Source organism: Phytohabitans kaempferiae (assembly GCF_042433955.1).
Taxonomy (GTDB): domain Bacteria; phylum Actinomycetota; class Actinomycetes; order Mycobacteriales; family Micromonosporaceae; genus Phytohabitans; species Phytohabitans kaempferiae.
Genome location: NZ_JBHLUH010000007.1, coordinates 145,657 through 172,408, shown reverse-complemented (window position 1 = coordinate 172,408; position 26,752 = coordinate 145,657). Strand labels below are relative to the sequence as shown.

Annotated in this window: 21 protein-coding genes; 18 read left to right on the top strand and 3 right to left on the bottom strand. The window is 71.4% G+C overall.

Going from position 1 to position 26,752, the window contains the following annotated elements:
• Positions 1-75: 75 nt before the first annotated feature.
• Together ACFFIA_RS06595 and ACFFIA_RS06590 are read left to right on the top strand one after the other, a co-directional pair.
• Positions 76-1,287, top strand: coding sequence for an acetyl-CoA C-acetyltransferase (locus tag ACFFIA_RS06595; protein ID WP_377247000.1), 1,212 nt, complete (start codon positions 76-78; stop codon positions 1,285-1,287).
• A gap of 26 nt (positions 1,288-1,313) precedes the next feature.
• Entirely contained in the window at positions 1,314-2,048 is a 735-nt protein-coding gene (locus ACFFIA_RS06590; RefSeq protein WP_377246997.1) for an NIPSNAP family protein, read from the top strand.
• Positions 2,049-2,055: 7 nt separating this feature from the next.
• Here the strand turns inward: ACFFIA_RS06590 and ACFFIA_RS06585 are convergent, their stop codons facing one another.
• A complete protein-coding gene (locus tag ACFFIA_RS06585) occupies positions 2,056-4,194 on the bottom strand; it encodes an acetate--CoA ligase family protein (RefSeq protein ID WP_377246994.1) in 2,139 nt (712 codons plus the stop codon).
• Between the two features lie 73 nt (positions 4,195-4,267).
• Between ACFFIA_RS06585 and ACFFIA_RS06580 the strand changes: the two genes are divergently transcribed.
• The 3 genes from ACFFIA_RS06580 to ACFFIA_RS06570 all read left to right on the top strand — a co-directional run bounded on the left by ACFFIA_RS06580 (position 4,268) and on the right by ACFFIA_RS06570 (position 9,567).
• Positions 4,268-5,101, top strand: a complete 834-nt coding sequence (locus tag ACFFIA_RS06580) for an SDR family NAD(P)-dependent oxidoreductase (RefSeq protein ID WP_377246991.1) — start codon at positions 4,268-4,270, stop codon at positions 5,099-5,101.
• Between the two features lie 122 nt (positions 5,102-5,223).
• The gene (locus tag ACFFIA_RS06575; protein ID WP_377246988.1) at positions 5,224-7,335 is read left to right on the top strand and encodes a hydantoinase/oxoprolinase family protein; all 2,112 of its coding nucleotides are present in this window, start codon (positions 5,224-5,226) and stop codon (positions 7,333-7,335) included.
• A 72-nt stretch (positions 7,336-7,407) separates the two neighbouring features.
• Complete coding sequence (locus tag ACFFIA_RS06570; RefSeq protein WP_377246985.1) at positions 7,408-9,567, top strand: hydantoinase B/oxoprolinase family protein; 2,160 nt, start codon at positions 7,408-7,410, stop codon at positions 9,565-9,567.
• A gap of 10 nt (positions 9,568-9,577) precedes the next feature.
• On the opposite strand, the gene ACFFIA_RS06565 is transcribed toward ACFFIA_RS06570, so the two are convergent.
• Entirely contained in the window at positions 9,578-10,804 is a 1,227-nt protein-coding gene (locus ACFFIA_RS06565) for a CaiB/BaiF CoA transferase family protein (protein ID WP_377246982.1), read from the bottom strand.
• 115 nt (positions 10,805-10,919) lie between these two features.
• On the opposite strand from ACFFIA_RS06565, the gene ACFFIA_RS06560 reads away from it, so the two are divergent.
• Genes ACFFIA_RS06560 through ACFFIA_RS06545 form a run of 4 tightly spaced genes read left to right on the top strand, consistent with a single transcriptional unit; the run spans position 10,920 to position 14,677 of the window.
• Positions 10,920-11,765, top strand: coding sequence for an ABC transporter ATP-binding protein (locus ACFFIA_RS06560; RefSeq protein WP_377246980.1), 846 nt, complete (start codon positions 10,920-10,922; stop codon positions 11,763-11,765).
• On the top strand, positions 11,765-12,604 hold the full coding sequence (locus ACFFIA_RS06555; RefSeq protein ID WP_377246977.1) for an ABC transporter permease: 840 nt from the start codon (positions 11,765-11,767) through the stop codon (positions 12,602-12,604). The genes ACFFIA_RS06560 and ACFFIA_RS06555 overlap by 1 nt, the downstream gene beginning before the upstream one ends.
• A gap of 41 nt (positions 12,605-12,645) precedes the next feature.
• The gene (locus tag ACFFIA_RS06550) at positions 12,646-13,806 is read left to right on the top strand and encodes an ABC transporter substrate-binding protein (RefSeq protein ID WP_377246974.1); all 1,161 of its coding nucleotides are present in this window, start codon (positions 12,646-12,648) and stop codon (positions 13,804-13,806) included.
• Between the two features lie 4 nt (positions 13,807-13,810).
• Positions 13,811-14,677, top strand: a complete 867-nt coding sequence (locus ACFFIA_RS06545) for an SDR family NAD(P)-dependent oxidoreductase (RefSeq protein ID WP_377246971.1) — start codon at positions 13,811-13,813, stop codon at positions 14,675-14,677.
• 35 nt (positions 14,678-14,712) lie between these two features.
• Here the strand turns inward: ACFFIA_RS06545 and ACFFIA_RS06540 are convergent, their stop codons facing one another.
• A complete protein-coding gene (locus ACFFIA_RS06540) occupies positions 14,713-16,290 on the bottom strand; it encodes a flavin-containing monooxygenase (protein ID WP_377246968.1) in 1,578 nt (525 codons plus the stop codon).
• Between the two features lie 79 nt (positions 16,291-16,369).
• Between ACFFIA_RS06540 and ACFFIA_RS06535 the strand changes: the two genes are divergently transcribed.
• The 9 genes from ACFFIA_RS06535 to ACFFIA_RS06495 all read left to right on the top strand — a co-directional run bounded on the left by ACFFIA_RS06535 (position 16,370) and on the right by ACFFIA_RS06495 (position 26,360).
• Entirely contained in the window at positions 16,370-17,281 is a 912-nt protein-coding gene (locus ACFFIA_RS06535) for an SDR family NAD(P)-dependent oxidoreductase (RefSeq protein WP_377246965.1), read from the top strand.
• A 55-nt stretch (positions 17,282-17,336) separates the two neighbouring features.
• The gene (locus tag ACFFIA_RS06530) at positions 17,337-18,281 is read left to right on the top strand and encodes an alpha/beta hydrolase (protein ID WP_377246962.1); all 945 of its coding nucleotides are present in this window, start codon (positions 17,337-17,339) and stop codon (positions 18,279-18,281) included.
• Positions 18,282-18,394: 113 nt separating this feature from the next.
• Positions 18,395-19,597, top strand: coding sequence for an ABC transporter substrate-binding protein (locus tag ACFFIA_RS06525; protein WP_377246959.1), 1,203 nt, complete (start codon positions 18,395-18,397; stop codon positions 19,595-19,597).
• Positions 19,598-19,604: 7 nt separating this feature from the next.
• Positions 19,605-20,462 carry a branched-chain amino acid ABC transporter permease gene (locus ACFFIA_RS06520; protein ID WP_377246956.1) on the top strand — a complete coding sequence of 286 codons (858 nt, stop codon included), beginning with the start codon at positions 19,605-19,607 and terminating at the stop codon, positions 20,460-20,462.
• A 1-nt stretch (position 20,463) separates the two neighbouring features.
• Complete coding sequence (locus tag ACFFIA_RS06515; RefSeq protein ID WP_377246953.1) at positions 20,464-22,368, top strand: branched-chain amino acid ABC transporter ATP-binding protein/permease; 1,905 nt, start codon at positions 20,464-20,466, stop codon at positions 22,366-22,368.
• Complete coding sequence (locus ACFFIA_RS06510) at positions 22,365-23,132, top strand: ABC transporter ATP-binding protein (RefSeq protein ID WP_377246950.1); 768 nt, start codon at positions 22,365-22,367, stop codon at positions 23,130-23,132. The genes ACFFIA_RS06515 and ACFFIA_RS06510 overlap by 4 nt, the downstream gene beginning before the upstream one ends.
• A complete protein-coding gene (locus tag ACFFIA_RS06505; protein ID WP_377246947.1) occupies positions 23,133-24,050 on the top strand; it encodes an alpha/beta hydrolase in 918 nt (305 codons plus the stop codon).
• Positions 24,040-25,647: a flavin-containing monooxygenase gene (locus ACFFIA_RS06500; protein ID WP_377246944.1), complete on the top strand. Its 1,608-nt coding sequence runs from the start codon at positions 24,040-24,042 to the stop codon at positions 25,645-25,647. The genes ACFFIA_RS06505 and ACFFIA_RS06500 overlap by 11 nt, the downstream gene beginning before the upstream one ends.
• Positions 25,644-26,360, top strand: coding sequence for an SDR family NAD(P)-dependent oxidoreductase (locus ACFFIA_RS06495; protein WP_377246941.1), 717 nt, complete (start codon positions 25,644-25,646; stop codon positions 26,358-26,360). The genes ACFFIA_RS06500 and ACFFIA_RS06495 overlap by 4 nt, the downstream gene beginning before the upstream one ends.
• The last annotated feature ends 392 nt before the right edge of the window (positions 26,361-26,752 follow it).

Here is a 26,752-nt window from a genome sequence, read left to right as displayed (position 1 = left end):
TCTTACCAGTGGTGGTCGAGGCGGTCGTGTCGAGACGCGGCGGCGCGATGACCGGGACGCGATCGGGAGAAGAACGTGCTTGACGCGGTGATCTGCGAGCCAGTCCGGACACCCATCGGTCGCTACGGAGGGTCGCTGCGGGCGCTGTCCGTGGCCGAGCTAGGCGCCCAGGCGCTACGCGGGCTGCTCGACCGCACGGGCCTCGCACCGGACGCCATCGACGACGTCGTGCTTGGCCACTGCTACCCGACCAGCGAGGCGCCGGCCATCGGCCGCGTGGTGGCCCTCGACGCCGGCCTGCCGGTCACCGTGCCGGGCCTGACCGTCGACCGGCGCTGCGGCTCCGGCCTCCAGGCCATCTTGTACGCCGCCCGGCAGGTGAGCGCGGGCGATGCCGACCTGGTCGTCGCGGGTGGCGTCGAGAGCATGAGCAACGCCGCGCACTTCACCGCGGACATCCGGTGGGGCGCCCGCTCCGGCGGCGCCCGCCTGCACGACAGTCTGGAACGCGGTCGGGTCACCGCGGGTGGCCGGCACTACCCGGTACCCGGCGGCATGCTCGAAACGGCGGAGAACCTGCGCCGTGAGTACGGCATCTCCCGCACCGAGCAGGACGAGCTGGCGATGCTCTCGCACGCGCGGGCGGTACAGGCACAGCGGGACGGCACGTTCGCGGCGGAGATCGTCCCGGTGACGGTGCCGGCCAAGGGTGGCCCGGTGACGGTTGACCGCGACGAGCATCCGCGTCCGGACACGACGATGGCGGCGCTGGCCAAGCTGCGGCCGATCCGCGCCGAGGTCGACCGGGAGGCGACCGTCACGGCGGGCAACTCGAGTGGGCAGAACGACGCCGCCGCGCTCTGCGTGGTCACCACCGAGCGGCACGCGGAACGGGTGGGGCTGCGCCCCCTGGTGCGGCTGGTCTCCGCCGGGCTCGCCGCCGTCGAGCCGCACCGCATGGGCATCGGCCCGGTGCCGGCCACCCGGATCGCCCTGGCCCGGGCAGGTCTGACACTGTCCGACATGGACGTTATCGAGCTCAACGAGGCGTTCGCCGCGCAGGTGATCGCCGTACTGCGGGAGTGGGAGTTCGGCGCCAAGGACCTCGACCGCGCCAACCCGCGCGGCTCCGGCATCTCGCTCGGCCACCCGGTCGGCGCCACCGGTACCCGCATGGTCGGCGCCCTCGCCCGCGAGCTGGAGCGCCGGCAGGAGCGGTACGGTCTGGCCACCATGTGCATCGGCGGTGGGCAAGGGCTGGCGGCGGTCTTCGAACGGCTCGCCTAGCCACGCCGTCCACATTGGAGCGCACCGTGAACGAGAAGGTCTACATCCACGAGTTCATCACCATCACGAAGCAGAGCCGCGCCCGCTACATGCAGCACATGACGGCGAACTTCAGCCCGATAGCGCAGGAGGAGCGGCACCAGCTCTGCTACGGCGTCTGGGGGATAGTGGGCTCCACCGCGTGGTGGCCGGGTGTGCTGAACATGTGGGAGGAGGACGGCTTCGCCGGGCTCGCCAGGTCGTTCAGGCACGAGCTCAACCACCCATCGCTACAGGACCCGAAGCTCGCCGAGTGGTGGGCGGCGGCTGCGGACATGCGCTCGGGCGGCGTTGACCGGCTGCTCGTGCCGGCGCCGTGGACGCGCACCATAGAGCAGCTCTGCGCAGACGGCGTGCGCGGCGAGCTGTACGCGCACGAGCAGATCACGGTGGCCCCCGGCCAAGCCGCCGAGTTCCTCGAACGGGCCCGGGACGAGGCGGTGCCCTACTACGGCCGGTTCGGCTGGCAGCCCGTCGGTGCCTGGCGGACCGCGCTCACCGACGACTCGGAGTGCTTCCTGCTCTGGGCGGTACCGACGTACGAGCGGTGGGCCGAGTTCGAGGCGGCACAGCTGGCGTCGCCGGCCGCCGGCTGGAAGGCGTGGCTGCGGTCGACCGCCCGGACGTTCCAGCGCATCCTGCTCGTCGACGCCCCGTTGTCCCCGATGCGGACCGGACGCCAGCCGAGCCGGGCCGACCGCACCGAGGACTGGCCGGAGTAGCGGCCGGTCAGGCAGCCACGATCAGGGCGTCGACCGCGACCGCGCCGAGCCCGCGTGGGCGTACCAGCAGGGGGTTGATGTCCAGCTCGCGGACCGCGTCGCCAAGCTCGAGAGCGAGTGCCTGTAGGGACATCACCGCGTCGACGACCGCGTCAAGGTCGCCGGCAGGGCGCCCGCGTACGCCGCCGAGCAGTGTCGCGGCGCGGGTCTCACCGATCATCCGCAGCGTCTCGTCCCGGTCGAACGGCGGCACCCGGAACGACACGTCCCGCAGCACTTCGGTGAATACCCCGCCGAGCCCGAACGTGATCGTGGGCCCGTACGGCGGCTGGTGGCTCACACCGAGGATCAGTTCCGCCACCGCGTCGGTCACCTGCGGCTGTACTACCACGCCGGAGAGCCGCAGCCCAGCGAGCCGGGCGGCGTCCGCGATGCGTGCGTACGCGTCCCGCGCGGCGTCCGCGTCCGCGATCCCGACGTGGACCAGGCCGAGGTCGGACTTGTGCGCGAGGTCGGCGGCGAGCGCCTTGACGACCACCGGGTACCCAAGCCGGGCAGCCGCCTCGACGGTCTCCTCGGCCGAGGTGGCGACGGTCTCCTCGGTGACCGGTACGCCGTACGCCCGCAGCAGGCGTTTGGCGGTCACCTCGTCCGTGGTGGCGCCGGGGACCAGCAGGCCGCGCGCGGTCGCCGCGGCCGGGGAGGCGGTCCGCGGCACGTCCGCGAAGGGGCTGCGGTAGGCGCGGTGCCGGGCCCAGAAGTCGGCCATGACCCGGATGCCGCGCACGGCGGTGCGGAACGAGTGGAACACCGGAATGCCGGCGTCGCACAGGGCGCGGTGGTCGCGGTCGCGGATCGGCGACGTCCAGGCCACCACGATTGGCTTGCCGCCCCGCTCGTGCAGCGCGATCAGGTCGCGCGTGATGGCGTCGCTCATACCGGGGAACACGCCGGTGATCGGGGTGAGCAGTACGTCGGTGTTGGGATCGTCGAGCAGCGCCTCCAGCACCTTGCGGCCCTCGGGGCGGGCGGTGGCGACGCCGCCGGTGTCGACCGGGTTCTCCACGTGCAGGTACGCCGGCAGCAGCGTGCGCAGTCGGTCGAGTGTGGACTCCGCCAGGCGGGGCAGCGGCAGGCCGGCCATCCCGCACAGGTCGGCCACGTGTGAGCCGGTGCCCCCGGACATGACGCAGAGCGCCACGCGTGGGCCGGCGAGCGGCGGTGTGTGGCAGAACGCTCCCGAGATCTCGATGGCCTCGTCGATGTCGTCGACCCGGATCACACCGGACTGCCGGAACACCGCGTCCTGCACGGCGTCCGGGCCGGTCAGGTGACCGGTGTGCGCCTTGGCCATGGCCTGGCCCGCGCTGGTGCGTCCGACCTTGATGCACACGATCGGCACGCCGGCGCGCAGTGCGGTGTCCGCGGCGAGGCGCATGGTCCGCCCGTCGACGAAGCCCTCCACGTACGCGGCGATCGCGCCGACCCCCGGGGTGGTCGCGAACTCGGCGGCGAAGTCGGCGAACTCCAGGTCGGCCTCGTTGCCCAGCGTGGCCCAGGCGTGGATGCCGATGCCCAGCTCCTGTCCTTGCACGATCGGGCGGCCCTGGTTGCCGGACTGGGTCACCACCGCGAGCTTGCGTCCGGGCAGCCCTTTGCGCCAGGGCTCGATGAGGTTGAGGTTGGTGTTGGGCCCGATGATGCGCATCGGGCCGCGGGCGATCTCCGCTAGGCGCCGCTGCGCCTCGTCGCCCGCGTCGGTGCCGAGCTCGGCGAAGCCGGCCGCGAACACGATCGCGAAGCGTACGCCCTTCTTGACGCAGTCTTCCAGCACTGGCAACGGGTCGCGGACCAGCACGATGGCCAGGTCGACGTCGTCGGGGACGTCCAGCACGCCGCGGTACGCGGGTACTTCGTCGATGGCGGGTTTGCTGGGGTGGACGGGGTGGACGGCGCGGGCGCCCCGCGCGAGGAGCCGCTCCCGGGCCTGGCGCCACTGTGCCCGCTGCGGACTGCCTTCAGTGTCGGTGGCGCCGACGATCGCGACGACCTGGGGGAAGAAGAGGGGACGCCAGTCGATGGCGCGCAGCTCGACCGGGCGCCCGCTCACGTCCAGAACGGTCCCGGCGTGCTCGGGTGAAGTCATGGGCTGCAGCCTAGTGCAAATGATTCAATCATGGCTAAGATTGTAATAAAGACCTAGTGAGCCGGAGACGCGCATGGACCTGAGTTCGAAGGCGGTTCTGGTTGTCGGCGCGGCCCGCAGGCCGGGCATCGGGCGGGCCACCGCGATACGGCTGGCCCGGTCCGGCGCGCGACTGGTGCTTGCCGACGCGGTCGCGTCCGGCGGGCTCGGTGCGACCGACACCGGCCCGGCCAGCGCCGAAGCCTTGGCGGAGGTGGCGGACGAAGTGTCGGCGATCGCCGGCCGCCCGGTGCCCGCGCTCCGCGTCGATCCTACGGACGCCGGCTCCGTCGCCACGCTGGTCGAGTCGGCGGTGGGCGAGCTGGGGCGGCTGGACGGCTGCTGCAACCTGGTGGGCGCGACTGGCCCCGGCGCCGGCGACGGGGCGCTGACCGAGGTCGACCCGGCCGCCTGGCAACACGGCCTCACCTGGAACCTCACGACCGCGTGGCTGGTCGCCCGCGCCTGCGCACCGGTGTTGCGGGACAGCGGCGGCGGCTCGATCGTGCTGCTCTCCTCGTACGCCGGGCTCACACCGGTGACCGACGCCGGTGTGGTCGGCATCGCGCGAGCCGCGGTCAACCACATGACCGCCGTCCTCGCCCGCGAGCTCGGCCCGTCCGGCATCCGTTGCAACACCGTCTGTCCGCTCGGCGTCGACCCGGGTGGGTCCGGCATCCCCAACCCGGGCCTCGAGCGGCTCGCCAAGCGGGAGGGGATCGGGCTCGCCGAGTGGCTCGCCCGTACCATCCCGCTCGGCCGAGGTCAGTCGGCGGACGAGGTGGCCGCCGTGGTGGAGTTCCTGGTTTCCGACGCCGCGTCGTTCGTCAGCGGCGTGAACGTGCCGGTGGCCGGGGGAGCGGCGTGAACGAGGGAGTTGGCACGGCGGCGCCTGGACGCAGCGGACCCGTCGGCGAAGGCGGGGTTTCGGGTCGGCGGAGGAAGACGTCGCCTTCAGCGCCGCACGAGCGAGCGAGCCAGGAGGCACCGGTGAGCGGCGGCGAACTCCGCGCGCTCGTCGGCGTGGACACCGGCGGCACGTTCACCGACACCGTGGTCACGCTCTCCGACGGGCGGCTGGGCGTGGGTAAGGCGCTGAGCACTCCGGGCCGGGTCGAGCAGGGCGTGCTCGACTCGATCGCGCGCGCCGCCGCCGGGCTCGGCATGAGCCTGCCCGAGTTGCTGTGCCGTACGGTGATCCTCACGCACGGCACCACGGTGGGGCTTAACGCGTTGCTCACTGGCACCGGCGCCCGGGTCGGCCTGCTCACCACGAAGGGCTTCGAGTCCACGCTGCCGATCGCCAAGGCCAACAAGATCCATGGCCTGGACGAGTTGGACGCGACCATGCCGGTCCGCTGGCGCAAGCCCGACCCGCTGGTCGCCCGGCCGGACATCGCGGGTGTCAGCGAGCGGATCGACGTGACCGGCGCGGTGGTCCGGCCGCTGGACGAGGCGCAGGCCCGTACCGCGATCCGCCGGCTCGCCGGGCGTGGTGTCGACGCGGTCGCCATCTGCCTGCTGTGGTCGCCGGTAAACCCGGAGCACGAGCGGCAGCTCGCCGCCCTGGTCGCCGAGGAGCTGCCGGGAGTGCAGGTCTCGTGCTCGTCCACCATCGCCCCGGCGGTGGGGGAGTACGAGCGCGCCTCGACGGTCGTGCTGGACGCGTACGTGGCGCCGGCGGTCGGCGCGTACCTGCGCGCGTTGCAGGACCGGCTGCGCGACGGCGGCTTCGGCGGCGTGCTGATGATCCTGCGTACCGGCGGCGGCGCCGAGCCAGTGGAGCACACGCTGCGCGCGCCGGTCAACACTCTGCGATCTGGGCCTGTGGCCGGCCTCGCTGCCACGGCAGGGCTCGCAGCGGCGCTCAGGCACCGCGGCGTTATCGCCACCGACGTGGGCGGGACCAGCTTCGACGTGGGGCTCGTCGTCGATGGCACGATGCCTCGGGCGAGCCGGCCGATGGTGCACCGGCACGCGCTGGCGATCCCGGTCGTGGAGGTCGAGTCCATCGGCACCGGCGGTGGCAGCCTCGCTTGGCTGGACCGAGGCCTCGGCACGCTCCGTGTGGGCCCGCGTAGCGCCGGCGCCGAGCCCGGCCCGGCATGTTACGGGCGCGGCGGCACTCGTCCGACGTTGACCGACGCCTCCGCGGCGCTGGGCTACCTGCGCCGGCTCGGCGGTGCCGTCGACCTGGACGTCGAGGCGGCGCGGGAGGCGATCCGCACCCACATCGCCGAGCCGCTCGGCATCAGCGTCGTAGCCGCCGCCGAGGGCATCGTGCGGATCGCCGCCGACCAGATGCGTGACCTGATCCGCCGGTGCACCATCCAGCGCGGGCACGACCCGTCGGCGTTCGCCCTCATGGCCTTCGGCGGCGCGGGCCCGCAGTACGCGAGCTGGTACGCCGACGGCCTCGGGCTCACCGACGTGGTCGTCCCGGAGCTGGCCGCCGAGCTGTCCGCGTACGGTGCGGTGGCCAGCGACCTGACCATCGGCGCGGAACGCGGGCTGGTGCCGTCGCCGGTGCTCGAGGCGGGCGCGGCGCTGGAGGCGGCATTGGCGGAGCTGACCGGCGAGATCGAGGCCGGCCTGACCGCCGCGGTGGACGCCGTCGCGGCCGCCTCGGGGCGGCGCAGGGTGGTGCGGCGCAGCGCCGCCCTACGCTTCTACCGCCAGCAGCGCCGCCTGGACGTGCCAATCGGCGAACGAGTCGACGCGGCGGAACTGGCTCGGCTGGCGGCGGCGTTCCGGGAGCGGTACGAGCGGGTCGTCGGTGCCGGCGCCGCGCCCGAGGGCACGCCGGTCGAAGTGCTCAGTGTCCGGGTCGAGCTGACCGTCCCGGTGCCCGCGCCGCCGGTGGTCGTCCGCCAACCGGCCGTGGCCGAGCAGATCGGCGAGCGGCCCGCCTGGTTCGGCGGGGTCGAGCACCGGTGCGCGGTCTACGACTGGTCGCGATTGGGCGCCGACGCCCAGATCGAGGGCCCGGCGTTTGTCGAGTCGGAGCAGACCACCGTCGTCTTACCGCCGCAGCGTCGGGCGCACGTCGACACCTACGGCCACCTCCACCTGGTTCAGGGTCTGTCCGGCGGGTCCTTGTAGGGCTGCGCCCGGACCTCGCCTCGCACCCAACAAGATCCACCGGCCAGGCCCCAAACGCTCGAAAGGGACGCGATGCTGGACGAGATCACCTTCGAGGTGCTGCGGCACCGGCTCGACGCGATCAACGACGACGCCGCCTCGGTGCTGGCCCGGCTCTCCGGATCGCAGCTGGCCGCCGAGGCCCGCGACCTCAACACGGTCATCATGGCGCCGGACGGCCGTGTCGTCTGCTGTGGACGGTACGTGCTGGCGCAGGTGGTGTCGATGCACCTGGTGGTCCGCGACATCGTCGACCAGTACGCCGACAACCCCGGGTATGGGCCGGGGGACCAGTTCGTCACCAACGATCCGTACGTCGGCGCGCTGCACCAGCCCGACGTCGTCGTAGTGGCGCCGGTCTTCGTCGACGGCCGCCTGGTGGCGTGGTGCGGCTCCACGGCACACCAGCCCGACGTCGGCGGTCCGAACCCGGGCGGCATCACGTACGACGCGCGCTCCATCTTCGACGAGGCGCCGCCCATGCCGCCGATCCGCATCGTCGAGGACGGCCGGATACGCCGGGACATCGAGCGCGAGTACCTGGCCCGGTCCCGTACCGCCGAGCTGAACCGACTCGACCTCGTCGGCCAGGTGGTCGCCAACCGCAACGTGACCGAACAGGTGCAAGGGCTGTGCGCGCAGTACGGCGCGGAGGTGGTCGGCGCGGTGCTGGACCGGCTGCTGGAGCGCACCGAGGCGGCGTTGCGCGAGCGGCTCCGGGCCATCCCGGACGGGCGGTGGCGGCACGTGAGCTACCTGGAGTACCGGCCGTACGGCAGCGCCGCGGGCGAGCCCGAGTCGATCTACGCGGTCCGGCTCACCATGACCAAGCGTGGCGACGAACTGGAGCTGGACTTCACCGCCAGTGACCCGCAGGCGCCGGGTGCGATCAACGCGGCGTATCCGGCGCTGGCCAACTTCGCCATCGGCGGCGTGCTCATCTACCTCTGCGGCGGACTGCCCTGGGTGCCCGGCGGTGTCTGGCCAGTGGTGCGTGTACGCAGCCGGGAGGGGACGGTGGTGCACGCCCGGTGGCCGGCCGGGGTGGCGATGAGCACCGCGGCCACCTGCCAGGCCATCCGGGTGTCGGTCAACGCCTGCATCGGCCGGATGCTGGAGTCCACAGAGGACTTCCTGTCGATGGTGATGGCGAGCTGCCAGGCCGCCGGGGGCGGCGGCGGGACTGTGCACGGCGTGCGCGCGGACGGCACGGCGTACGCCACCATGACGCTGGACGAGATCACTGGAGGCGGCGGTGCCACCTGGACCGGTGACGGCGTCGATTCCTCTGGTTACACCACGTCGCCGGGTGCGTCCTGTGCCAACGTCGAGGTGAACGAGGCGTACCTGCCCGTGCTCTACGAGGGTCGCACCGAGCTGCCGGACACCGGCGGACCCGGGCGTCATCGCGGCGGCGTCGGCGCGCTGCACGCGCTGACCGTCCACGGCACGGCTGCGCCGATGACGATGATGTCGTTCGGGCAGGGGTTGCAGCACCCACTCGCGGCCGGCGTGTGCGGTGGTGAGTTCGGCGGGCAGAGCCTGGTCGCCGTGCTGCCCCGGGCCGATCTCGCCGGGCTGGCGGGTCGGGCGGCGGGCGATGCGGACTGGCCGCTGCCGATGCCATTGTCCACGATGGAGGTGGGCGCCGGTGACGTACTGGTCTCGGTCTCCCAGGGCGGCGGCGGGCTGGGCGACCCGATCGAGCGGGAGCCGGCCGCCGTGCTGGACGACGTACGGGACGGGCTGGTGACGGCGGCCGGCGCGTACCGCGACTACGCGGTGGTCGTCACTGGGGAGCCGGCGGACCCGCGGGTCGACGAGGACGCGACCGCGCGGCTGCGCGACGGGCGGCGCCGCGAGCGGATCGGCCGGGCGCCGGCACCGCTGTCCACCGCTGGTCGCCGCGGCCGCCGGCTCTCGGCCGGGTTGGATCTGGTACCGGACGGAGATGACAGCGTCGTCTCGTGCGCGCGTTGCGCCACGGCGGTCTGCGGTGGCCGGGAGTCGGTGCACGAGCATCTGGTCGTCCGGGATCGACCAGTCGCGGCCCGCGCACCGCTGGGTGCGCGGTATCCGGGCGGGGAGCGTTTCACCGTGCGGCACTTCTTCTGCCCGGCCTGCGCCGCACAGCTCGACGTGCAGGTCTGCCGCGCTGGAGACCCGGTGCTGGCCGCGATCGAGGTGCTGTAGAAGCGCGCGGTCACCCGACCACGCCGGCCGCGCGCAGCGTCGTCAACTCGCCGGCGTCCACCCCGAGCGCGGCCAGCACCTCGTCGGTGTGCTGGCCAGGGGTTGCCGCCGGAGCCGGGGCGGCCAGTTCCTCACCGGCCAGGTGTACCGGCAGTGGCAGCAGGTCGGCACCGTACCGCTCGGCGGGCAGCCAGGACGTCCGGGCGGCGAAGTGCGGGTCGTCGGGGAGCGTCTGGGGCGTGTTGACCGGGGCGATGGGTACGTCGGCGGTCAGCCCGACCTCGACCCACTCGGCGGTGGACCGCGCGGCGAAGATCTTGGTCAGCTCCGCCCGCAGATGGTGGTCGCCGAGCGCGTGGTCGGCGACCGCCTCGCTACGCCGCCCGCTGGAGAGGTCGGTGCGTCCCACAGCCGCGCAGAAGTGCTCCCAGAACTTGCGTTCGGTGGCCATGAACAGGACGTGGCCGTCGGCGGTCGGGTAGACCTGGTACCGGACGCTGTCGCCCATCCCGGCGGTGCCGGGGGTGCGGCGGACGCCGCCGTCGGCGGGGTTGCCGCTGACCTCCGATTCCGGGCGCAGGTGTGCCCGGTGGCCCTCGACGGTCAGCCAGTCCACCGAGGCTGCGGCTTCGCTCTGGGCGATGTCGATCGTGCAGCCCTGGCCGGTGCGGCTGGCCCGGAGGGTCGCGGCGAGGATCGCGCTCGCGGCCAGCAGCGGCGTGACCCGGGTGCCCAGCGGTACACCGAGCTCGGCCGACGCGAAGCCCTCCTCGGTGGTGCCAAGCCGCAGCCCGCCGGCCCAGGCATCGAAGGCCACGCCGTGCGCGGCGAGCGTTGCGTACGGGCCGTCGGTGCCGTAGCCGGAGACGGTGCACCAGACCAGGTCCGGGTGGCGGGCGCGCATCGCCTCGACGCCGATCCCGCGGCGGGCCAGGACGCCCGGCCGCATGCCCTCGACGACGACGTCGCTCGATCCGATGATCCGCTCCGCCAGGCGGGCGCCCTCCGGGCGCTGGATGTCGATGGCGACGCTGCGCTTGCCTCGGCCGAGGTGGTGGTGCATGAGCGAGACGCCATGCACGAACGGCCAGCCCACCTTGCGGATGTAGTCGCCCTCGCCGATCCGCTCGACCTTCACCACGTCGGCGCCGAGATCCGCCAGGACCGTGCCGACGCCGCCCGCTTCGAGGAGCGCGAACTCGACCACCCGTAGACCTTCCAGCAGGCGTACCGCCATCGTGGCCTCCCAGACCCGTTGACTCGGCTAGCTAAGGTTACTATCTTGTAAATATTAGCAATAAAGCGATGTTGCGCTACCCCCTTCGTTGCCGGTCGAACCGACAGGGAGACCCATGAAGCACGTCGCCCCACTGACCGACGTGGACACCGCCGCCGATGCGGCGCCCGCGGCCCCGCAGCGGATCGCGGTCAGGCAGGCCACCCGTTCGTTCGTGGCCGGTCGGCGGGCCAAGGTGGACGCCCTCGGGCCGCTCGACCTGTCCATCGGCGACGCGGAGTTCCTTTGCGTGGTGGGCCCTTCGGGCTGCGGCAAGTCCACGCTTCTCAAAATCATCGCCGGCTTGCTGGCGCCGTCGTCCGGTGAGGTGGCCATCGAGGTCTCCGGCGACAGCCGCATCCCGATCGCCATGGTCTTCCAGGACTACGGCATCTACCCGTGGAAGACCGTGCGCGCCAACGTCGACCTCGGGCTGCGCCTCAGCGGCCGGCCCATCGCGGAGCGGCGCGAGATCGTCAACGATTGGCTGGGTCGGCTCGGGCTAACCGACTTCGCCGACGCGTACCCGGGTGCGCTCTCCGGCGGCATGCGCCAGCGGGTCTCGATCGCCCGTGCGCTCGCGATCGACCCCGAGGTGCTGCTGATGGACGAGCCGTTCGCCGCGCTCGACGCTCAGCTGCGCGAGGTGCTCCAGGACGAGTTGCTGGCGATCTGGCAGGCCCGCCGTCGCACGGTCGTGTTCGTGACCCACAGCCTGGAGGAGGCACTCCTGCTCGGCGACCGGGTCGTCGTCATGAGCGCCCGGCCCGGCCGGATCATCGCCGACATCACCGTGCCGTTCGAGCGCCCACGCTCCGGTGCCGTCCGCACCGACCCTCTCTTCGCCAAGCTCCGCGGCGACCTGTGGGCGAGCCTGCATTCGGAGGTTGTCGCCCAGTTCGACACCGGAAGGCAGAAGTGATGACCGCGCGACTGATCCGCCAGCCCGGAGCGGCCGAGCGCCACCCGGTCCGCACCCGGCGGCGCTGGACCGCGACAAAGGTCGCGCTGGGCGTCTCGGTGCCCGTGTTGTTCGTCGTGCTGTGGCAGCTCAGCGCGGAGCTGAAGTGGGTGGACCCCTTCCTGTACCCGCCGCCGAGCCGGCTCGGCCACGGCATCGCGACGCTCTGGGAGGAGGGCCGGCTGGTGGACGCCACGCTGGTCAGCGTCCGCCGGGTGATCCTTGGCTACCTGCTGGGCGCGTCGGCGGGGCTGCTCGTCGGCTTCCTCATGGGGATGTCCCGGGTGCTGCGGGCGGCCTTCGAGCCGTTCTCCTGGGGTTGGTACACGGTGCCCAAGCTGGCGCTGCTCCCGATCTTCCTCACCATCTTCGGCTTCGGCGACACCTCGGTCGTCGTGCTGATCGCGGTGACCGTGTACTTCTTCGTCTGGATCTCGGTGATGTCCGCGGTCATGGCCGTGCCCGCCGGATACCGGGAGGCGGCCCTGATGCTGCGCGCCGGCCGGTGGGACATGTTCCGCCACGTCCTGCTGCCGGCGGCGCTGCCGGAGATCTTCGTCGGCCTGCGGATCGCGGCCGGCGTCGCCGTGCTGATGCTGGTCGGCATCGAGTTCGTGATTAGTGACCAGGGCCTCGGCTACCTCATCGAGCAGGGGCGCACGCTGCTGCTGCTTGAGCAGAGCTACGTCGGCATCGTGCTTGTCGCGGTCATCGGCTACCTCTTCGCGCTCCTGGTGAAGCTCGTGGGTCGCCTGTTCATCAGGTGGCGGGCGGACGACGACGCCATCGTCGCCTCCTGACGCCAGTCGCCCTTTCGCACCGCATTCCCTGGAGGAAACACATGTCGAGACTTCGTGTCATGGCGGCGGCGCTGAGCGCCGCCGCGCTCCTGCTGTCCACAGTGGCCTGCGGTGGGGAAGAGGTCGTGAGCGGTGGCGATCTCGGCGCGGTCGTGCCGGTCGCGGGCTGCGGCGCGGACGCGTACATCGACCCGGCCGATCTCGCCCCGACCCGCAAGATCGCCCGGTGTGAGGCGAACGCTCCGGCGGCACAGCCGCTCAAGGAGATGACCACCATCCGCATGACCTCCGCATCCCGCTCCAGCAGCCTCGCGCCGATCTTCGTCGGGATGGAGTTGGGCGAGTTCGAGAAAGAGAACCTGAAGATTGAGTTCTCGGTCCTGCCGTTCGCGGACGCCATGCCCCAGCTCGCCACGGGGCGGGTGGACATCTCCTACGGCGGCACCGAGGCCGGGCTGTTCAACGCCGTCAACCAGGGTCTGTCGATCAAGTGGATCCTGGGCAACTTCGTGGAGCCCAAGGCCAGCGACCTGTCACAGCCACAGACCGGACTCTGGGCGCGCCGGGACACATTCGCCGACCCGAGCAAGCCCAACGTCGCCGAGCTGAAGGGCAAGACCCTCGGCTCCACGGTCGGCGCCGCGTCCGCTATCGCGTACCCGATGGACAAGGCACTGCGCCAGGCCGGCATCTCCCTTCAGGACCTGCAGATCAAGCAGCTGCCGGCGGCGGACCTCATGACCGCCCTGTCGAACGACGCGGTGGACACCGCCTGGCTGCTGGACCCGTACTGGCTCGCGGCGGCCAACGAGCCGGACAAGTACGTGCTGGTGGGCGGGCAGGTGCCGGGCGAACCGCTGGGTGGCTTCTACGCCGGCAAGTCGCTGCTGCAAGAGCGGCCGGAGGTGACGCAGGCGTTCGTCCGCGCGTACATCCGGACCGTCAACACGTACTTGCGCGGCGACTACACCAAGGACCAGCGGGTGCTCACCGCCATCGCCACCGGCGCCCAGCAACCGCCGGAGACGCTGACCCGTACGCCCGCGCTGACCTTCGACTGGGAGATCCGCCAGGGCACGGGCGAACAGGAGCAGAAGGTCTTCATCGCGTTCAAGACCGTCAAGTACACCGACGTCATTCCCGAAGACCGCTACGTGGACCGCTCGTTCTACGCCCGCGCGGTCGGACACTCCGGCACCTGACCGGATGGAGCTGGAGGGAAGAGTCGCCGTCGTAACCGGCGCCGCTAGCGGGATCGGTCGGGCGCTGGCCGCCGCGCTCGGCGAGCAGGGGTGCCGCGTCGTCCTGGCGGACATCGAGGCGGCGGCGCTGGACGCCGCGGTGGCCGAGCTGCGGGCGGCCGGCCGGGAGTGCATCGGCGTCGTCACCGACGTCTCCGACGCGGCCTCGGTTGAGGCCCTGGCCCACCGCGCCGAGCAGGCGTACGGCGCGGTTCATGTTCTGTGCAACAACGCAGGGGTCTCGGTCCGCCGACCGGTCGCCGAGCAGTCGATCGAGGACTGGTCCTGGGTGCTCGGGGTGGACCTGTGGGGCGTCATCCACGGCCTGCGCACGTTCCTCCCGGTGCTGACAGCCCAGCCTGAGGCGCACGTCGTGAACATCGCCTCTGTGGCCGGCCTGGTGCCCTTCGCACTCGGCGGGCCGTACAACGCCGCCAAGGCCGCGGTCGTGGCCATCAGCGAGACGCTGTACCTCGAACTGGCCGAGCTCGCGCCGCACGTCGGCGTCTCGGTCGTGTGCCCCGGCGCGACGCGCTCCAACTTCAACACCTCGGCCCGGAACCGGCCGAGGCATCAAGACGGCGCCAGCGAGCAGCCGGACGCCGGCGCGCTCGCCCGGCAGAAGGAGCTCAGCCGGGCGCTCATCGAGGCCGGTGCGGACCCCGCGACCATCGCCGATCAGGTCCTCGCGGCGATCCGGCAGCGGACGTTCTGGGTGCTGACCCACCGATCCGAGTACGGGCCGGCGATCCGGTCGCGCACCGAGCGGATGCTCGAGGGCGCGAACCCCCTGCCGGTCGACCTTGCCGCGATCCTGGCCGCCGGATCGTGAGCCGGGCCGGGCAGCCACCGGTGCTGCTCGGCGGCTCAGGAGAACGCGAAGCCCTCGTACCCGTTGGCCTCGACCTCGGCGCACTTGCGCGCGTGCCGGTCGAAACCACCGGGGTACGGGATGAAAGCCCGGCTCCCGTCGTCGTTGACGTGCACCATGTAGTTGGGTGTCTTGTAGCGCAGCATCGGCGCGGCCATCTCGGCGACGTGCGCGGTCCACTCCCGCTGCGCCTGCTCGGTTGGCTCGACCCGGGTGTGGTTGTGCGCGGCCATGTGTGCGATGAGGTCGCCGATGAAGGCGGACTGCTGCATGGTCGTCGGGAAGAAGTTGGCCAGCACCGACGGTGAGCCGGGTCCGTTGACGATGAACAGGTTCGGCAGCCCGCGCACCTGCAGCCCCAGATAGGTGACCGGGCCGCGGGCCCACAGATCGGACAGCCCGGTGCCGTCGGCGGCACGGATGTTGGCCTTGAAGAGCGAGCCGGTGAACGGCTTGAACCCGGTGGCGAACACGACGAGGTCCAAATCGTAGTGCGCGGCGCGGGTACGAACGCCGGTCGCAGTGAAGCACTCGATCGGATCCTCGCGGATGTCGACAAGCGTCACGTTGTCACGGTTGAATGTCTGGTAGTAGTTGGTGTCGACGCACAGCCGGCGGGTGCCGATCGGATACGCGGTCGGGATGAGCTTGTCCGCGACGTCCGGCCTGGCGACGACTGTGCGGATCTTCTGGCGGACGAACTCAGCGACCAGTTCGTTGGTGGCCACGTCGGTGCCCTGGTCGGTGAAGACGGTGCCCATCGCGTGCCCGCCGTACGCCCAGCGCCTCTCCAACAGGGCCGTGCGCTCCGCCGGGCTAAACGATGCCGCGGGGCCGTCCGCCAGCGGCAGGTCGGTGCCGCCCGGATGGTGCAGGCACTGGTGGGTCAATTCGTCGATCCGGGCCACGTGTTCCTCGTGGCGCTGGGGGTCCATCGGGCCGTTGTGCGCGGGCACCGAGTAGTTCGCGGTCCGCTGGAACACGTACAGGTGGCTGGCTTGCGGCGCGAGGACCGGGATGACCTGCACGCCGGTCGCGCTCGTGCCGATCACGCCGACCCGCTTGCCGGCCACGTCGACGGGATGGTCCGGCCAGTGCGCGGTCAGCAGCGTCTCGCCGCGGTACTCGTCGAGCCCGGGAAAGTCCGGCTGCCGCGCGGCGGACAGTGGCCCGGTCGCCATCACCAGGAACCGGCACTCCAGCGTCAACCCGGTGTCGGTGGTGACCACGTAGCGGTCGGTGGCCGGGTCGAACGTCGCGCCTGTGACCCACGTGTTGAACCGGAAATGCCGTTTGACGTCCCACGTGTCGGCGGCGAAGTTGAGGTAGGCGAGCAACTCCGGTTGCGACGGGTAGCGCTCCTTCCACGTCCACCGCCGGTAGAGCTCAGGATCGAAGTAGGAGTAGTAGATCCCTTCGAGGTCCACCCGCGCGCCCGGGTAGCGGTTGTGATACCAGACGCCGCCCACGCCCGGCGCGCCTTCGACACCCGCGACCGACAGACCTTGCTGGGCGAACCGGTGCACCGCGTAGATCCCGCCGATGCCGGCGCCGACCACGATGACGTCGTACATGTTGCGTGTCTATACTATCATTGTTAACTTAACAACCCCATGGCCGAGGTGACCTTGTGCCACGAAGCGAGGGGGATCGATGGGCGCGACGAGCGGGCTCGAGGGCAAGGCGATCGTCGTGACCGGTGGTGGCCGGGGCGTGGGCGCGGCCTGTGCCGCCGAGCTGGCCCGGCTGGGCGCCCGTGTCGTGGTCAACGACGTCGACGCCGCGGCCGCGAAGCGGGTTGCCGCCGGGATCGAGGCGGCCGGTGGGCAGGCCGTCGCGCAGCCCGGTGACGTGTCGTCGCGCGCCGACGCGGCCGCGCTGGTCGGCCGTTGCGTCGACGAGTACGGGCGGATCGACGGACTGTTCAACAACGCGGCGCTGATGGCCGTCGGCGACCTGGGGGAGTACGACGAGCAGGCCTTTCGCGACCTCCTCGACGTCAACGTGGTCGGCGTGGCCAACTGTGCCGCCGAGGCGATCGGGCCGATGTACCGGCAAGGTTCCGGCGCGATACTCAACGTGACCTCCGGCGCCCACCTCGGCCTGCGGCACATGAGCCTGTACGCGGCGACGAAGGGTGCGGTCGCGTCCCTGACCTACGCCTGGGCCGCCGAGGCCGCTGGCACCGGCGTACGGGTCAACGCGCTCTCGCCGTTCGCGCGGGGTCACATGACCCGGATGACCGATGACTACCTCATCGCCCACGGCCACGCCGACGCGCCGTTCGCCGCACCGCCGCCGGAGAGCAACGCACCGGTCGTGGCCTACCTGCTGTCGGACCGGGCGGCCGGCGTACACGGTCAGGTCGTGCGGATCGACGGCACCAGGCTGTCGCTGATGGCCCACCCCGCGATCATCGCGCCGATCCTCGACCGTCCAGCATGGACGGCCGACGACGTGGACCGGGCGTTCCGCGAGCTGCTCGGCGCCCGGCAGGCACCGGTCGGCATCGCCTACACCGAGCCGGCGACGACCGAGCGGGTGCCACCCGTCCCCTTCGACTAGCCCGTACCTGTCCAGCACCTGCCGACCAGCGCTCCCGACCACCCCGGAGGGCCGCGTGCCGCTCTTTATCGATCCGGCGCTCGTACCCTACGTCGCCGTGCTGCCACGCACCGACGTCAGCGACCCGGTCGCCGCCCGCGCCCGGCTGGTCGCGCTGCGCGCCGATCGTCCGCCCTTCGAGGTCCCTGCCGACCTGGTCCGGGAACGCGTCACGCCGGCTGGGGTGCCGGCGCTGGCGTTCCGGCCCGCCGTGGCCGAGACAGGCATCCGGTCCGCGCCACCGGCGGCGTTGCTGCCGGCGGTCGTCTATCTGCACGGTGGCGGATTCGTGATGGGCGACGCCGAGGGCGACCAGTTGCTCGGCGCGCAACTGGCCCGGGCCATCGGCGGGCTGGTCCTGTCGCTGGACTACCGGCTCGCACCTGAGCATCCGTACCCGGCGGCCCATGACGACGGTTACGCGGTGCTGCGCTTCGTGGCGGAGAACGCGGACGCGCTCGGGGTGGATCCCGCGCGGATCGCGGTCGCCGGGTCGAGCGCGGGCGCTTGCGTGGCCGCCGGCATCGCGATCCGCGCCCGCGACGAGGGGGGTCCGGCGCTCGCGGCCCAACTGTTGGAGATCCCGGTGCTCGACGACCGCGCCGAGACGGACTCCGCGCGGTACGAGGACACGCCTCTGTGGACGCGCACCAACATGCTCGACAGCTGGTCCCACTATCTGCTGGGGTGCGGCGACGCGGTGCCCCCGTACGCCGCGCCGGCCCGCGCTACCGATCTGAGCGGGCTGCCCCCGGCGTACGTCGGGGTCTGCTCGGCGGACCCGCTGCGGGACGAGGGCATCGAATACGCTCGTCGCCTCGCCGACCAGGGCGTACCGACCGAGCTGCGGATGAGTCCGGGTCTGTTCCACGGTGCCACCGGGATGTTCCCGGATGTCGACGCGTGCCAGCGCGCCCGGGCGGCCCTGCTCGACGCCGCTGAACGGCTGCTTCGTGCCTGACCAGACGCTTGCCAAGCGCGGTGTGACGTGCGACTCTTACCTTCCAAGATGGCTATCTTAGATAAGATAGCCGGTTGGCTTCGCCAAGTAGACCATCCCGAAGTGGAGATACCGTGAAGCGTCGCTTAGGACTTTTCGTCGGGCTGGCCGCAGTCGGCTCCCTGATGATGACCGCCTGCGGCGGCGACGGGGGAGAGTCGCAGACGGGCGGCAACGCCCCATACAAGATCATGATCAGTGGCGGCTCGGACGCCGGCGGCCAGACCGACCAGCTCACCACCGGTGTGCTCTCGGCGCGCGCGGCGATCAAGGTCGTCAACGATGCCGGCGGCATCAACGGCAAGCCCGTCGAGCTCATCGAGTCACCCGACAACGCCGACCCGCAGAAGGCGCTCTCCAACCTGCGGGCGCAGATCGCCAAGGACAAGCCCAACGCGTACGTCGTGGCGTCCGGATCCAACGTCAGCGCCGCGGTCGCCGGCATCCTGCGCCAGAACGACATCATCTTCCTCGACTCGGGCAACGCGGCCGACACGAACAAGCCGGCCGAGAACCCGTACGCGTTCCACCTCGCCGCACCGTTCAAGACGGTCGTCGAGGGCTACCTGCCGGAGTTCGAGAAGAGCGGCTACAGGAACATCGGCGTCCTGCATGGCAACTCCGCGTACGCCAAGCAGTTCGGCACGCTGGCCAAGCAGGTGTTCACCGACAAGGGCTACCAGGTCACGGTCGTCGAGTACGACGCCAAGTCGCTGGACATGACCGCGCAGATCTCCGCGGTACAGGCCAAGAACCCGGACGTGCTGGTCTTCAACGGCTACGGTGCCCCGGTGGGCTTGGTCCTCAAGGGCATCACCAAGCTCGGCTGGAAGGTGCCGATCCTCGGTGACACCTCGGTGACCTCGACGCCGCTGGTCACCACGATGCCGCCGGACGGCCTGATCGGCACGCCGGACGCGGCGAACCTCAAGATCGAGGTCACCAGGAGCGTCAACACGGCCACCGCCAGCGAGGCCACGAAGAAGGCCGTGCGGACGATGGCGTCGTTGGGTGACATCAAGGCGAGCCTCAACAACTGCCTCAATTACGACGCCGTCATGCTGCTGGCCGCGGCGGCCAACCACGCCAAGACCAACGACACCAAGGCGGTCGCCGACGCGCTGCTGCTGCCCGAGGTCAACACCAAGGCCGGCACGGCGGTCTACGACACATATCCGTTCACCGCCGACAACCACCAGGCGCAACTGCCGGTCGAGACGCACACGTTCGTCGAGCCCGGCGTGCTCAAGGATGGCCAGATCGGCAGCGCGGGGTAATGGCGGCATGACGCTGATCTACGCCGGCCTGTCGCTTGGTGCCGTCTACGCGCTCGTCGCCACCGGCTACAACATCGTCTTCATCGCCTCGCACTCGTTCAACTTCGCACAGGCGCAACTGATGATGATCGGCGCGTTCGTGACCTACGCGGGGTACGTGACGTTCAAGCTGCCGACGGTGGCGGTCCTAGCGCTGGCGATGGTCGTGGTCGCGGCCATCGCCGCGCTCGAGGAACGGATCGCCATCCGCCCCGTGTCCGACCACCAGACGCAGCTCATCACGACGCTCGGTTTCGGCACGGTGCTGACCGGCGTGGCTCAGCTCATCTGGGGCACACAGCCCCGGACGGTCCCGTTCGTCGGCGGCGACACGGCCATCACGTTCGCCGGCGGCCGGGCGTACCCGGTCGAGATCGCGCTGGTGGTGTTCGCGGTACTGCTGGTGGTCGCGATCAACCTGTACACCCGGTACCGGATGGGCGGCCTCGCCATCGTGGCGATGTCGGAGGACACGGAGGCGGCGACGCTGCGTGGTATCGACGTACGCAAGCTCGCCTTCGTCGCCTTCGCGGTCACCGGCGTGCTGGGCGGCCTGATGGGCGCGATGATCGCCCCGAAGACGTACGCGGTCGCCACGCTCGGCGCCGCACTCGCGCTCAAGGGCTTCGTCGCGCTCGCTATCGGCGGTTTCGGAAGCATGTACGGCGGCCTGATCGGCGGGTTCGTGATCGGGCTCGTCGAACAGGTCGTCGGCCGCTACCTGGACGCCAACCTGATCAACCTGAGCGTCTTCGCGGTGCTCCTGCTGGTGCTGATGATCCGCCCGACCGGCCTGTTCGGTCGCGTCCAGGAACGGGTGGTGTGACGTGCTCGCGGCGTGGAGCGCTGTCCGCAAGGTTCCGACCTGGGCATTTCCGGCGGTGGGCGCCGTCCTCCTGCTGGCGCTGCCGCTGTTCGAACCGCAGTACGAGCTGACCCGATATGTCCAGCTCACGCTGATTCTCGCGCTGGTCGTCAGCGGCCTGAACATCTCGCTCGGGTACGCCGGTCAGCTCGCGATCGGGCAGGCCGCGATGTACGCGGCCGGCGCGTACACGGCGGGTCTGCTCTCCTCGGCCGGCCACAGCGACCTGCTGCTGCAGATCGCGGCCGGCGGGCTCGCGGCGCTGGTGGTCGGCATCGTCACCGGCATACCCGGCCTGCGCCTCGGGTCGTGGTCGCTGGCGATGACCTCGTTCTTCCTGGTGCTGCTGGTGCCCGACATCGTCGACCTCTTCGAGGAGGAGACGGGCGGCCACCTCGGCTTGGCGACGATGCTCGACCCGACCCTGTTCGGCCAGCGCGTGACACCGGACGACATGTACTACGTGATCGTCGTGGTCGCGGTCATCTGGTTCGCGGTGTTCCGCAACGTGGTGGCCTCCCGCCACGGGATCGCGTTCCAGGTGCTCAAGCAGAGCCCCGTGCTCGCCTCGTCGGTCGGTATGTCGGTGTTCCGCACCAAGCTGACCGGTTATGCGATCGGCGCGGTGCCGGCGGGCTTCGGTGGCGCGCTGCTGGCCAACCTCGACCTGTTCGTGACGCCCGAGGCGTTCACGCTGCACATGGCGACCGGCGCGCTGGCCGCCTCGATCCTGGGCGGCTCGGTCAGCGTATACGGCGCGCTTTTCGGGTCGTCGATCGTCCAGTTCAACAACGACCAGTCCAGCAGCTTCGCCGAGTACGCGCTGGTGTTCTTCGGAGCGTTCCTGCTGATCGGCGGCGTGCTTCTGCGCGGCGGGGTGGCGGGCGTGCTGCGTACCGGCATCCGGCGGCTCGACCACGCGGCCGGCCGGTGGCCCCGGAGCCCCGAGACGGTGGCGAAGGCCGCGGGTGCGGACCGGGCGGCCGTCGGCGCCGGCGGGACGGTGGACCTGTCGCCGATCGAGGGAGGCGCGCTCGAGGTGAACGGGCTCTCCAAGGCGTTCGGTGGCAACCGGGCACTGCGCGACGTGTCGCTGCGCGCCGAGCCGGGCCGGGTGACCGCGCTGATCGGCCCCAACGGCTCCGGCAAGACGACGCTGCTCAACCTCGTCTGTGGTTTCTACCGGCGCGGCTCGGGCACGATCACGGTGACCGGCAGCCGGATCGACGGCGCCTCGCCGCACCGCATCGCCCGCCTCGGTATCGCACGTACGTTCCAGACCCCGCTGATCCCACCGGGCGTGTCGGTCGCCGAGACGGTCGTGTCCGGGCGGTACACCACCGATAGGGCCGGTTTCCTCAGCGCCGTGCTCCGCGGCCCGAGGTTCCGCGCGGTGCGCCGCCGCGACCTGGCCCGCGCGTACGACGTCCTACGGCTGGTGGGGCTGGAGCACCTCTTCGACGTCGAGGCGGCCACGTTGCCGCTGGGCCAGCGGCGGATGCTCGAGGTCGCGCGGGCGCTGGTCCGCGAGCCCAAGGTGCTGCTGCTCGACGAGGCCGCCTCCGGCCTGGACGAGGCCGAGGTGGAGACGCTCGCCGCGGTGATCCGCCGGATCCGGGACGCCGGGTGCGCGGTGATCCTGGTGGAACACAACTTCGGGCTCGTGCTGTCGCTGGCCGACCGGATCGTCGTGCTGGCCCGCGGCGCGGTGCTGGCCGAGGGGACACCCGATGAGATCGAGGCCGACGTACGGGTCCGCGACGAGTACCTCGGGATCGTGGAGCACGGCGAGGCATCCACCGCGGACGCGCCCACAACCTCGCCCAAGCGGGAACCGGGCGCGGTTCCGGAACGGACGGCCCGATGACAGCGCCGCTGCTCGACGTCGACGGCCTGGCCACCGGGTACGGCGACATCCGCGTCGTGTGGGACGTGTCGTTCCAGGTCTTTCCCGGCAAGGTGACCGCGCTGCTCGGGCGCAACGGCTCCGGCAAGACCACGTCGCTGCGCGCGGTGGCCGGGCTCAACCCGGTCCGCGGCGGGCGGATCGGGTACGACGGCCAGCGGATCGACCGGATGGCCGCGCACAAACGGGTCAAGGCCGGGATCAGTTATGTGCAGGAGGGTAAGCGGGTCTTCCGTCAGCAGACGGTCGACGACAACTTGCGGCTCGGTGGGTACAGCCTCGGGGTACGGCGTTCCGCGCTGGACGCCGACTGCGACCGCGTGTACGAGCTGTTTCCGGTGCTGCGCGAGAAGCGGCGGCACCCCGCCGGCTCGCTTTCCGGCGGCCAGCAGCAGATGCTCGCGATCGGGCAGGCCATCATGGCCCGACCGAGGTTGCTCATGCTCGACGAGCCGTCTGGGGGCCTCGCGCCGTCGATCGTCGCCGAGGTGATGTCGCGGGTCGCCGCGCTGAAGGAGTCCGGCCTCGCGATCCTGCTGGTCGAACAGGCCGTCGAAGCCGCGGTCGAGGTGGCCGACCACGTGACCGTGCTCGACATCGGGAAGGTGACGCTCAGCTCGCCGGTCGACCGGATCGACGACCTGGACCGGCTCAAGGACGTGTGCATGGGCCGCGTCCCGACCGCCGGGCCGGCGCAGGACCCCGCGCCGGCGGAGCGGTCGTAGATGTACGACCAGGAGGTCGCGAACCTGCTGCGTCTGCTCGACGAGGGCTTCCCGCCCGTGGAGCGGATGGATCCGCTGGAGGCCCGCGCGGCGGTCGCCGCCCGGGTCCAGCCGGTGGCCAACCTCGAGGATGTACGGGCGGCGCGTGACGTGCTCGCCGGCGGCGTGCCGGTACGGGTCTACGAGCCGCACGGCGTGGACCGGGCCGACCCGGCGGTGACGATCGTGTTCGCACACGGCGGTGGGTTCGTGTTGTGCGATGTGGACAGTCACGACTCGTTCTGCCGGTCGATGGCACGCGGCACCGGCGCCACGGTCGTCTCGGTCGACTACCGCCGCGCGCCCGAGCATCGCGCCCCGGCCGCGGCCGAGGACACGTACGCCGCACTGGTCTGGGCCGCCGGCACGCTCGGTGGGCGGCTGGTGGTCGTCGGCGACAGCGCCGGCGGCAATGTGGCTGCGGTCGCCGCGTCGCTGGCCCGGGACCGCGGCGGGCCGACGCTCTCCGGCCAGGTGCTGCTCTACCCGGTGATCGACCCCGACTGCGCGTCGGCGACGTACGCCAGCCATGGCACGGGCTACTACCTGACCGCCGAGGCGATGCGGTGGTACTGGCGGCAGTATCTCGGTGACGGCTTGCCCGAGCCGGCCCACCTGGTCGCGCCGCTGCGCGCGCCGACCCTTGCCGGGCTGCCGCCCGCGGTGGTCGTGCTGGGCCGGCTGGATCCGTTGCACGGCGAAGGCGTGGCGTACGCGCGGGCGCTCGGCGCGGCCGGCGTACCGGTGGTGCTGCGCGAGTATCCCGACATGTTCCACGGATTCGCGACGATCGGTCCGTTCACCGCCGGCGCCTCGGCCCGCGCGGTTCTCTGGTCGGACGTGCGCGACCTGACCCGCGAGGTGGCCGGTGGATGTTGACGTGGCGGTTGTCGGCGCCGGGTTCGCCGGGCTGTACGCCGTGCACAGGTGCGCTCGGGCCGGGTTGACCGTCCAGTGCTTCGAAGCCGGCGGCGGCGTGGGCGGCACCTGGTACTGGAACCGCTATCCCGGTGCCCGGTGCGATGTGGAGAGCGTCGACTACTCGTACTCGTTCGACCCCGACCTGCAACGCGACTGGAAGTGGTCGGAGAACTACGCCACCCAGCCGGAGATCCTCGCGTACCTCGAGCACGTCGCGGACCGGTTCGGGCTGCGCCGGTACGTCCGTCTCGGCGAGCGGGTCGTCGCGGCCGCGTACGACTCGGTGACCGCGCGCTGGCGGGTGCGTACCGACGCCGGCACGGTCGCGGCGGCGCGGTTCCTCGTGCTGGCCACCGGCAGCCTGTCCCAGCCGGTGCTGCCGGACATACCCGGCGTCGACACGTTCGCCGGCCGTACGCTGCTGACCGCGCGGTGGCCCACGGACGAGGTCGACGTCGCCGGCCAGCGGGTGGCGGTCGTCGGCACGGGCTCGTCCGGCATCCAGTCGATCCCGATCCTGGCGCGCGCGGCCGCGCGGCTGACGGTCTTCCAGCGGTCACCGAACTTCAGCGTGCCGGTCGACATCCGCCGGTTCGGGCCAGAGGAGCGGGAGCGGATCGAGCGCGAGTACCCGGAGCGGCGCCGTGTCTCCTGGGACAGCGGCGCCGGCACCCCGCACCGCAGCCACCCGAGCCCAGCGTCGGAGCTGACCGCCGAGCAGCGTGAGGCGGCGTTCGAGGAGCGTTGGCGGACCGGGGGAGTGCTGTTCGCCAAGACGTTCGACGGCCAGATGGTCGACGAGAAGCTCAACGAGCTGGCCCGTGACTTCGTGGTCCGGAAGATCCGGGCGACCGTGGCCGACCCGCGTGTGGCCGACGAGCTCGTGCCCACCGACCATCCGATCGGCACGAAGCGCATCTGCACGGATTCCGGCTACTACGAGACGTTCAACCTGCCGCACGTAAATCTGGTGAACCTGCGCCGTGAACCGATCACCGAGGTCACGCCGGACGGGATCCGCACCACCGCCGGGCGGTACGAGTTCGACGTGATCATCTACGCCACCGGGTTCGACGCGATGACCGGGGCGGTGACCCGCATCGACATCCGTGGCCCGCGCGGCGACACGGCCGCCGGCGCCTGGCGGCACGGCCCGGTGACGTACCTCGGCCTGACCATTCCCGGCCTGCCGAACCTGTTCGTACTCAACGGCCCGGGCAGCCCGTCGGTGTTGGCCAACATGGTCATGCACGCCGAGCAGCAGGTGGACTGGGTGGTCGACCTGGTCGACATGTGCCGGCGGGAGGGGATCGACGAGGTGGAGCCCCGCGCCGACGCCGCCGAGAAGTGGACCGCGCACGTGACGGAGACCGCCGAGGCGACGCTGTTCCCGCGGGCGAACTCCTGGTACATGGGCGCCAACATCGATGGCAAGACGCGGGTCTTCATGCCGTACCTCGGTGGTTTCGGGGCGTACCGCAGAATCTGCGCGGAGGTCGCCGCCGGTGGGTACGAGGGATTCGTGCTCACCCGTCGCTTCGGCGGCGCCCGGTGACCGGCCCTGTCGGGTTGAGCGGCCGGGTCGTGATCATCACGGGCGCCGGCAGTGGGCAGGGCGCCGCCGAGGCGCGGCTGTTCGCCCGCTCCGGCGCGACCGTGGTGGTCACCGACCGGGACGAGCGGGCCGGGGCAAAGGTCGCGGAGGAGATCGGGGCGCCGTTCCTGCCGCTGGACGTGACCGACAGCGAGGCGTGGGAGCGCGTGGTGAACACCGCCGTCACCGGGCACGGCGGGCTGGACGTACTCGTCAACAACGCCGGCGTCTGGCGCAAGGCGCCGCTGACCGAGTGGACCGACGCGGAGATCCAGGCGATGACCGAGATCAACCTGCTGGGGCCGATCTACGGGATGCGCGCCGCCGCGGCGGTGATGCGTCCGGGCAGCGCGATCGTCAACGTCGCTTCCACCGCCGGCGTTCGGGGCTTCGGCGGCGCGTTGCCGTACGCGGCGACGAAGTGGGGCCTGCGCGGCGCCAGCCGGTCCGCGGCGCAGGAGCTGGGCCCGCGGGGGATCCGGGTCAACTGCGTGTGCCCCGGCGTGGTGGACACTCCGATGATCGACGCGGCGAGCCTGGACCTCTCCCGGCAGCCGCTGGCCCGCGCCGCGTCACCGGACGAGATCGCGCAGGTGGTGGCGTTTCTGGCCAGCGACGCCGCCAGCTACTGCACCGGCGCCGAGATCGTCGTAGACGGCGGCGCCACCAGCTAGCCGCTCCCGTGCTCAAAGCTCCACCCATCGGCTGCTCCGAGCAGATCATGGTACGTAGCTGCCCCTGTACGGGCAGCTAACTCCCACGATCTGCGTGGTCTTGGGGTAACGATCGCCAGCGGTCAGCGTGGCGCGAAACCACGTCGATCCCGAAAGCTCTATATAGAGATCTTTCGCGATGGAGGTTCGCGCTGTCCCTTGCGGTTGGATTTTGGTGTGGCACAGGGGAGCTGCCGCGATGCCCGTCGTGCTCGCGGCCGCTGCTCCCGCAGCCTCACCCTCCGCGGCCCCACGATCGATCGAGGTGTTTGGGGGCGAGGATTGCTCGCGGTCTTGGCGGTCCGGTCGTGCGTGGCGAAGAGTTCACTCTCTGGGGTCAATTGGTGCCGCGG

Excerpts from the sequence above, each read along its gene's own strand:
- ACFFIA_RS06585 (WP_377246994.1), bottom strand. The coding sequence starts at position 4,194 with ATGACTTCACCCGAGCACGCCGGGACCGTTCTGGACGTGAGCGGGCGC.
- ACFFIA_RS06580 (WP_377246991.1), top strand. The coding sequence starts at position 4,268 with ATGGACCTGAGTTCGAAGGCGGTTCTGGTTGTCGGCGCGGCCCGCAGG.
- ACFFIA_RS06570 (WP_377246985.1), top strand. The coding sequence starts at position 7,408 with ATGCTGGACGAGATCACCTTCGAGGTGCTGCGGCACCGGCTCGACGCG.
- ACFFIA_RS06565 (WP_377246982.1), bottom strand. The coding sequence starts at position 10,804 with ATGGCGGTACGCCTGCTGGAAGGTCTACGGGTGGTCGAGTTCGCGCTC.
- ACFFIA_RS06560 (WP_377246980.1), top strand. The coding sequence starts at position 10,920 with ATGAAGCACGTCGCCCCACTGACCGACGTGGACACCGCCGCCGATGCG.
- ACFFIA_RS06555 (WP_377246977.1), top strand. The coding sequence starts at position 11,765 with ATGACCGCGCGACTGATCCGCCAGCCCGGAGCGGCCGAGCGCCACCCG.
- ACFFIA_RS06550 (WP_377246974.1), top strand. The coding sequence starts at position 12,646 with ATGTCGAGACTTCGTGTCATGGCGGCGGCGCTGAGCGCCGCCGCGCTC.
- ACFFIA_RS06545 (WP_377246971.1), top strand. The coding sequence starts at position 13,811 with ATGGAGCTGGAGGGAAGAGTCGCCGTCGTAACCGGCGCCGCTAGCGGG.
- ACFFIA_RS06540 (WP_377246968.1), bottom strand. The coding sequence starts at position 16,290 with ATGTACGACGTCATCGTGGTCGGCGCCGGCATCGGCGGGATCTACGCG.
- ACFFIA_RS06535 (WP_377246965.1), top strand. The coding sequence starts at position 16,370 with ATGGGCGCGACGAGCGGGCTCGAGGGCAAGGCGATCGTCGTGACCGGT.
- ACFFIA_RS06520 (WP_377246956.1), top strand. The coding sequence starts at position 19,605 with ATGACGCTGATCTACGCCGGCCTGTCGCTTGGTGCCGTCTACGCGCTC.
- ACFFIA_RS06510 (WP_377246950.1), top strand. The coding sequence starts at position 22,365 with ATGACAGCGCCGCTGCTCGACGTCGACGGCCTGGCCACCGGGTACGGC.
- ACFFIA_RS06505 (WP_377246947.1), top strand. The coding sequence starts at position 23,133 with ATGTACGACCAGGAGGTCGCGAACCTGCTGCGTCTGCTCGACGAGGGC.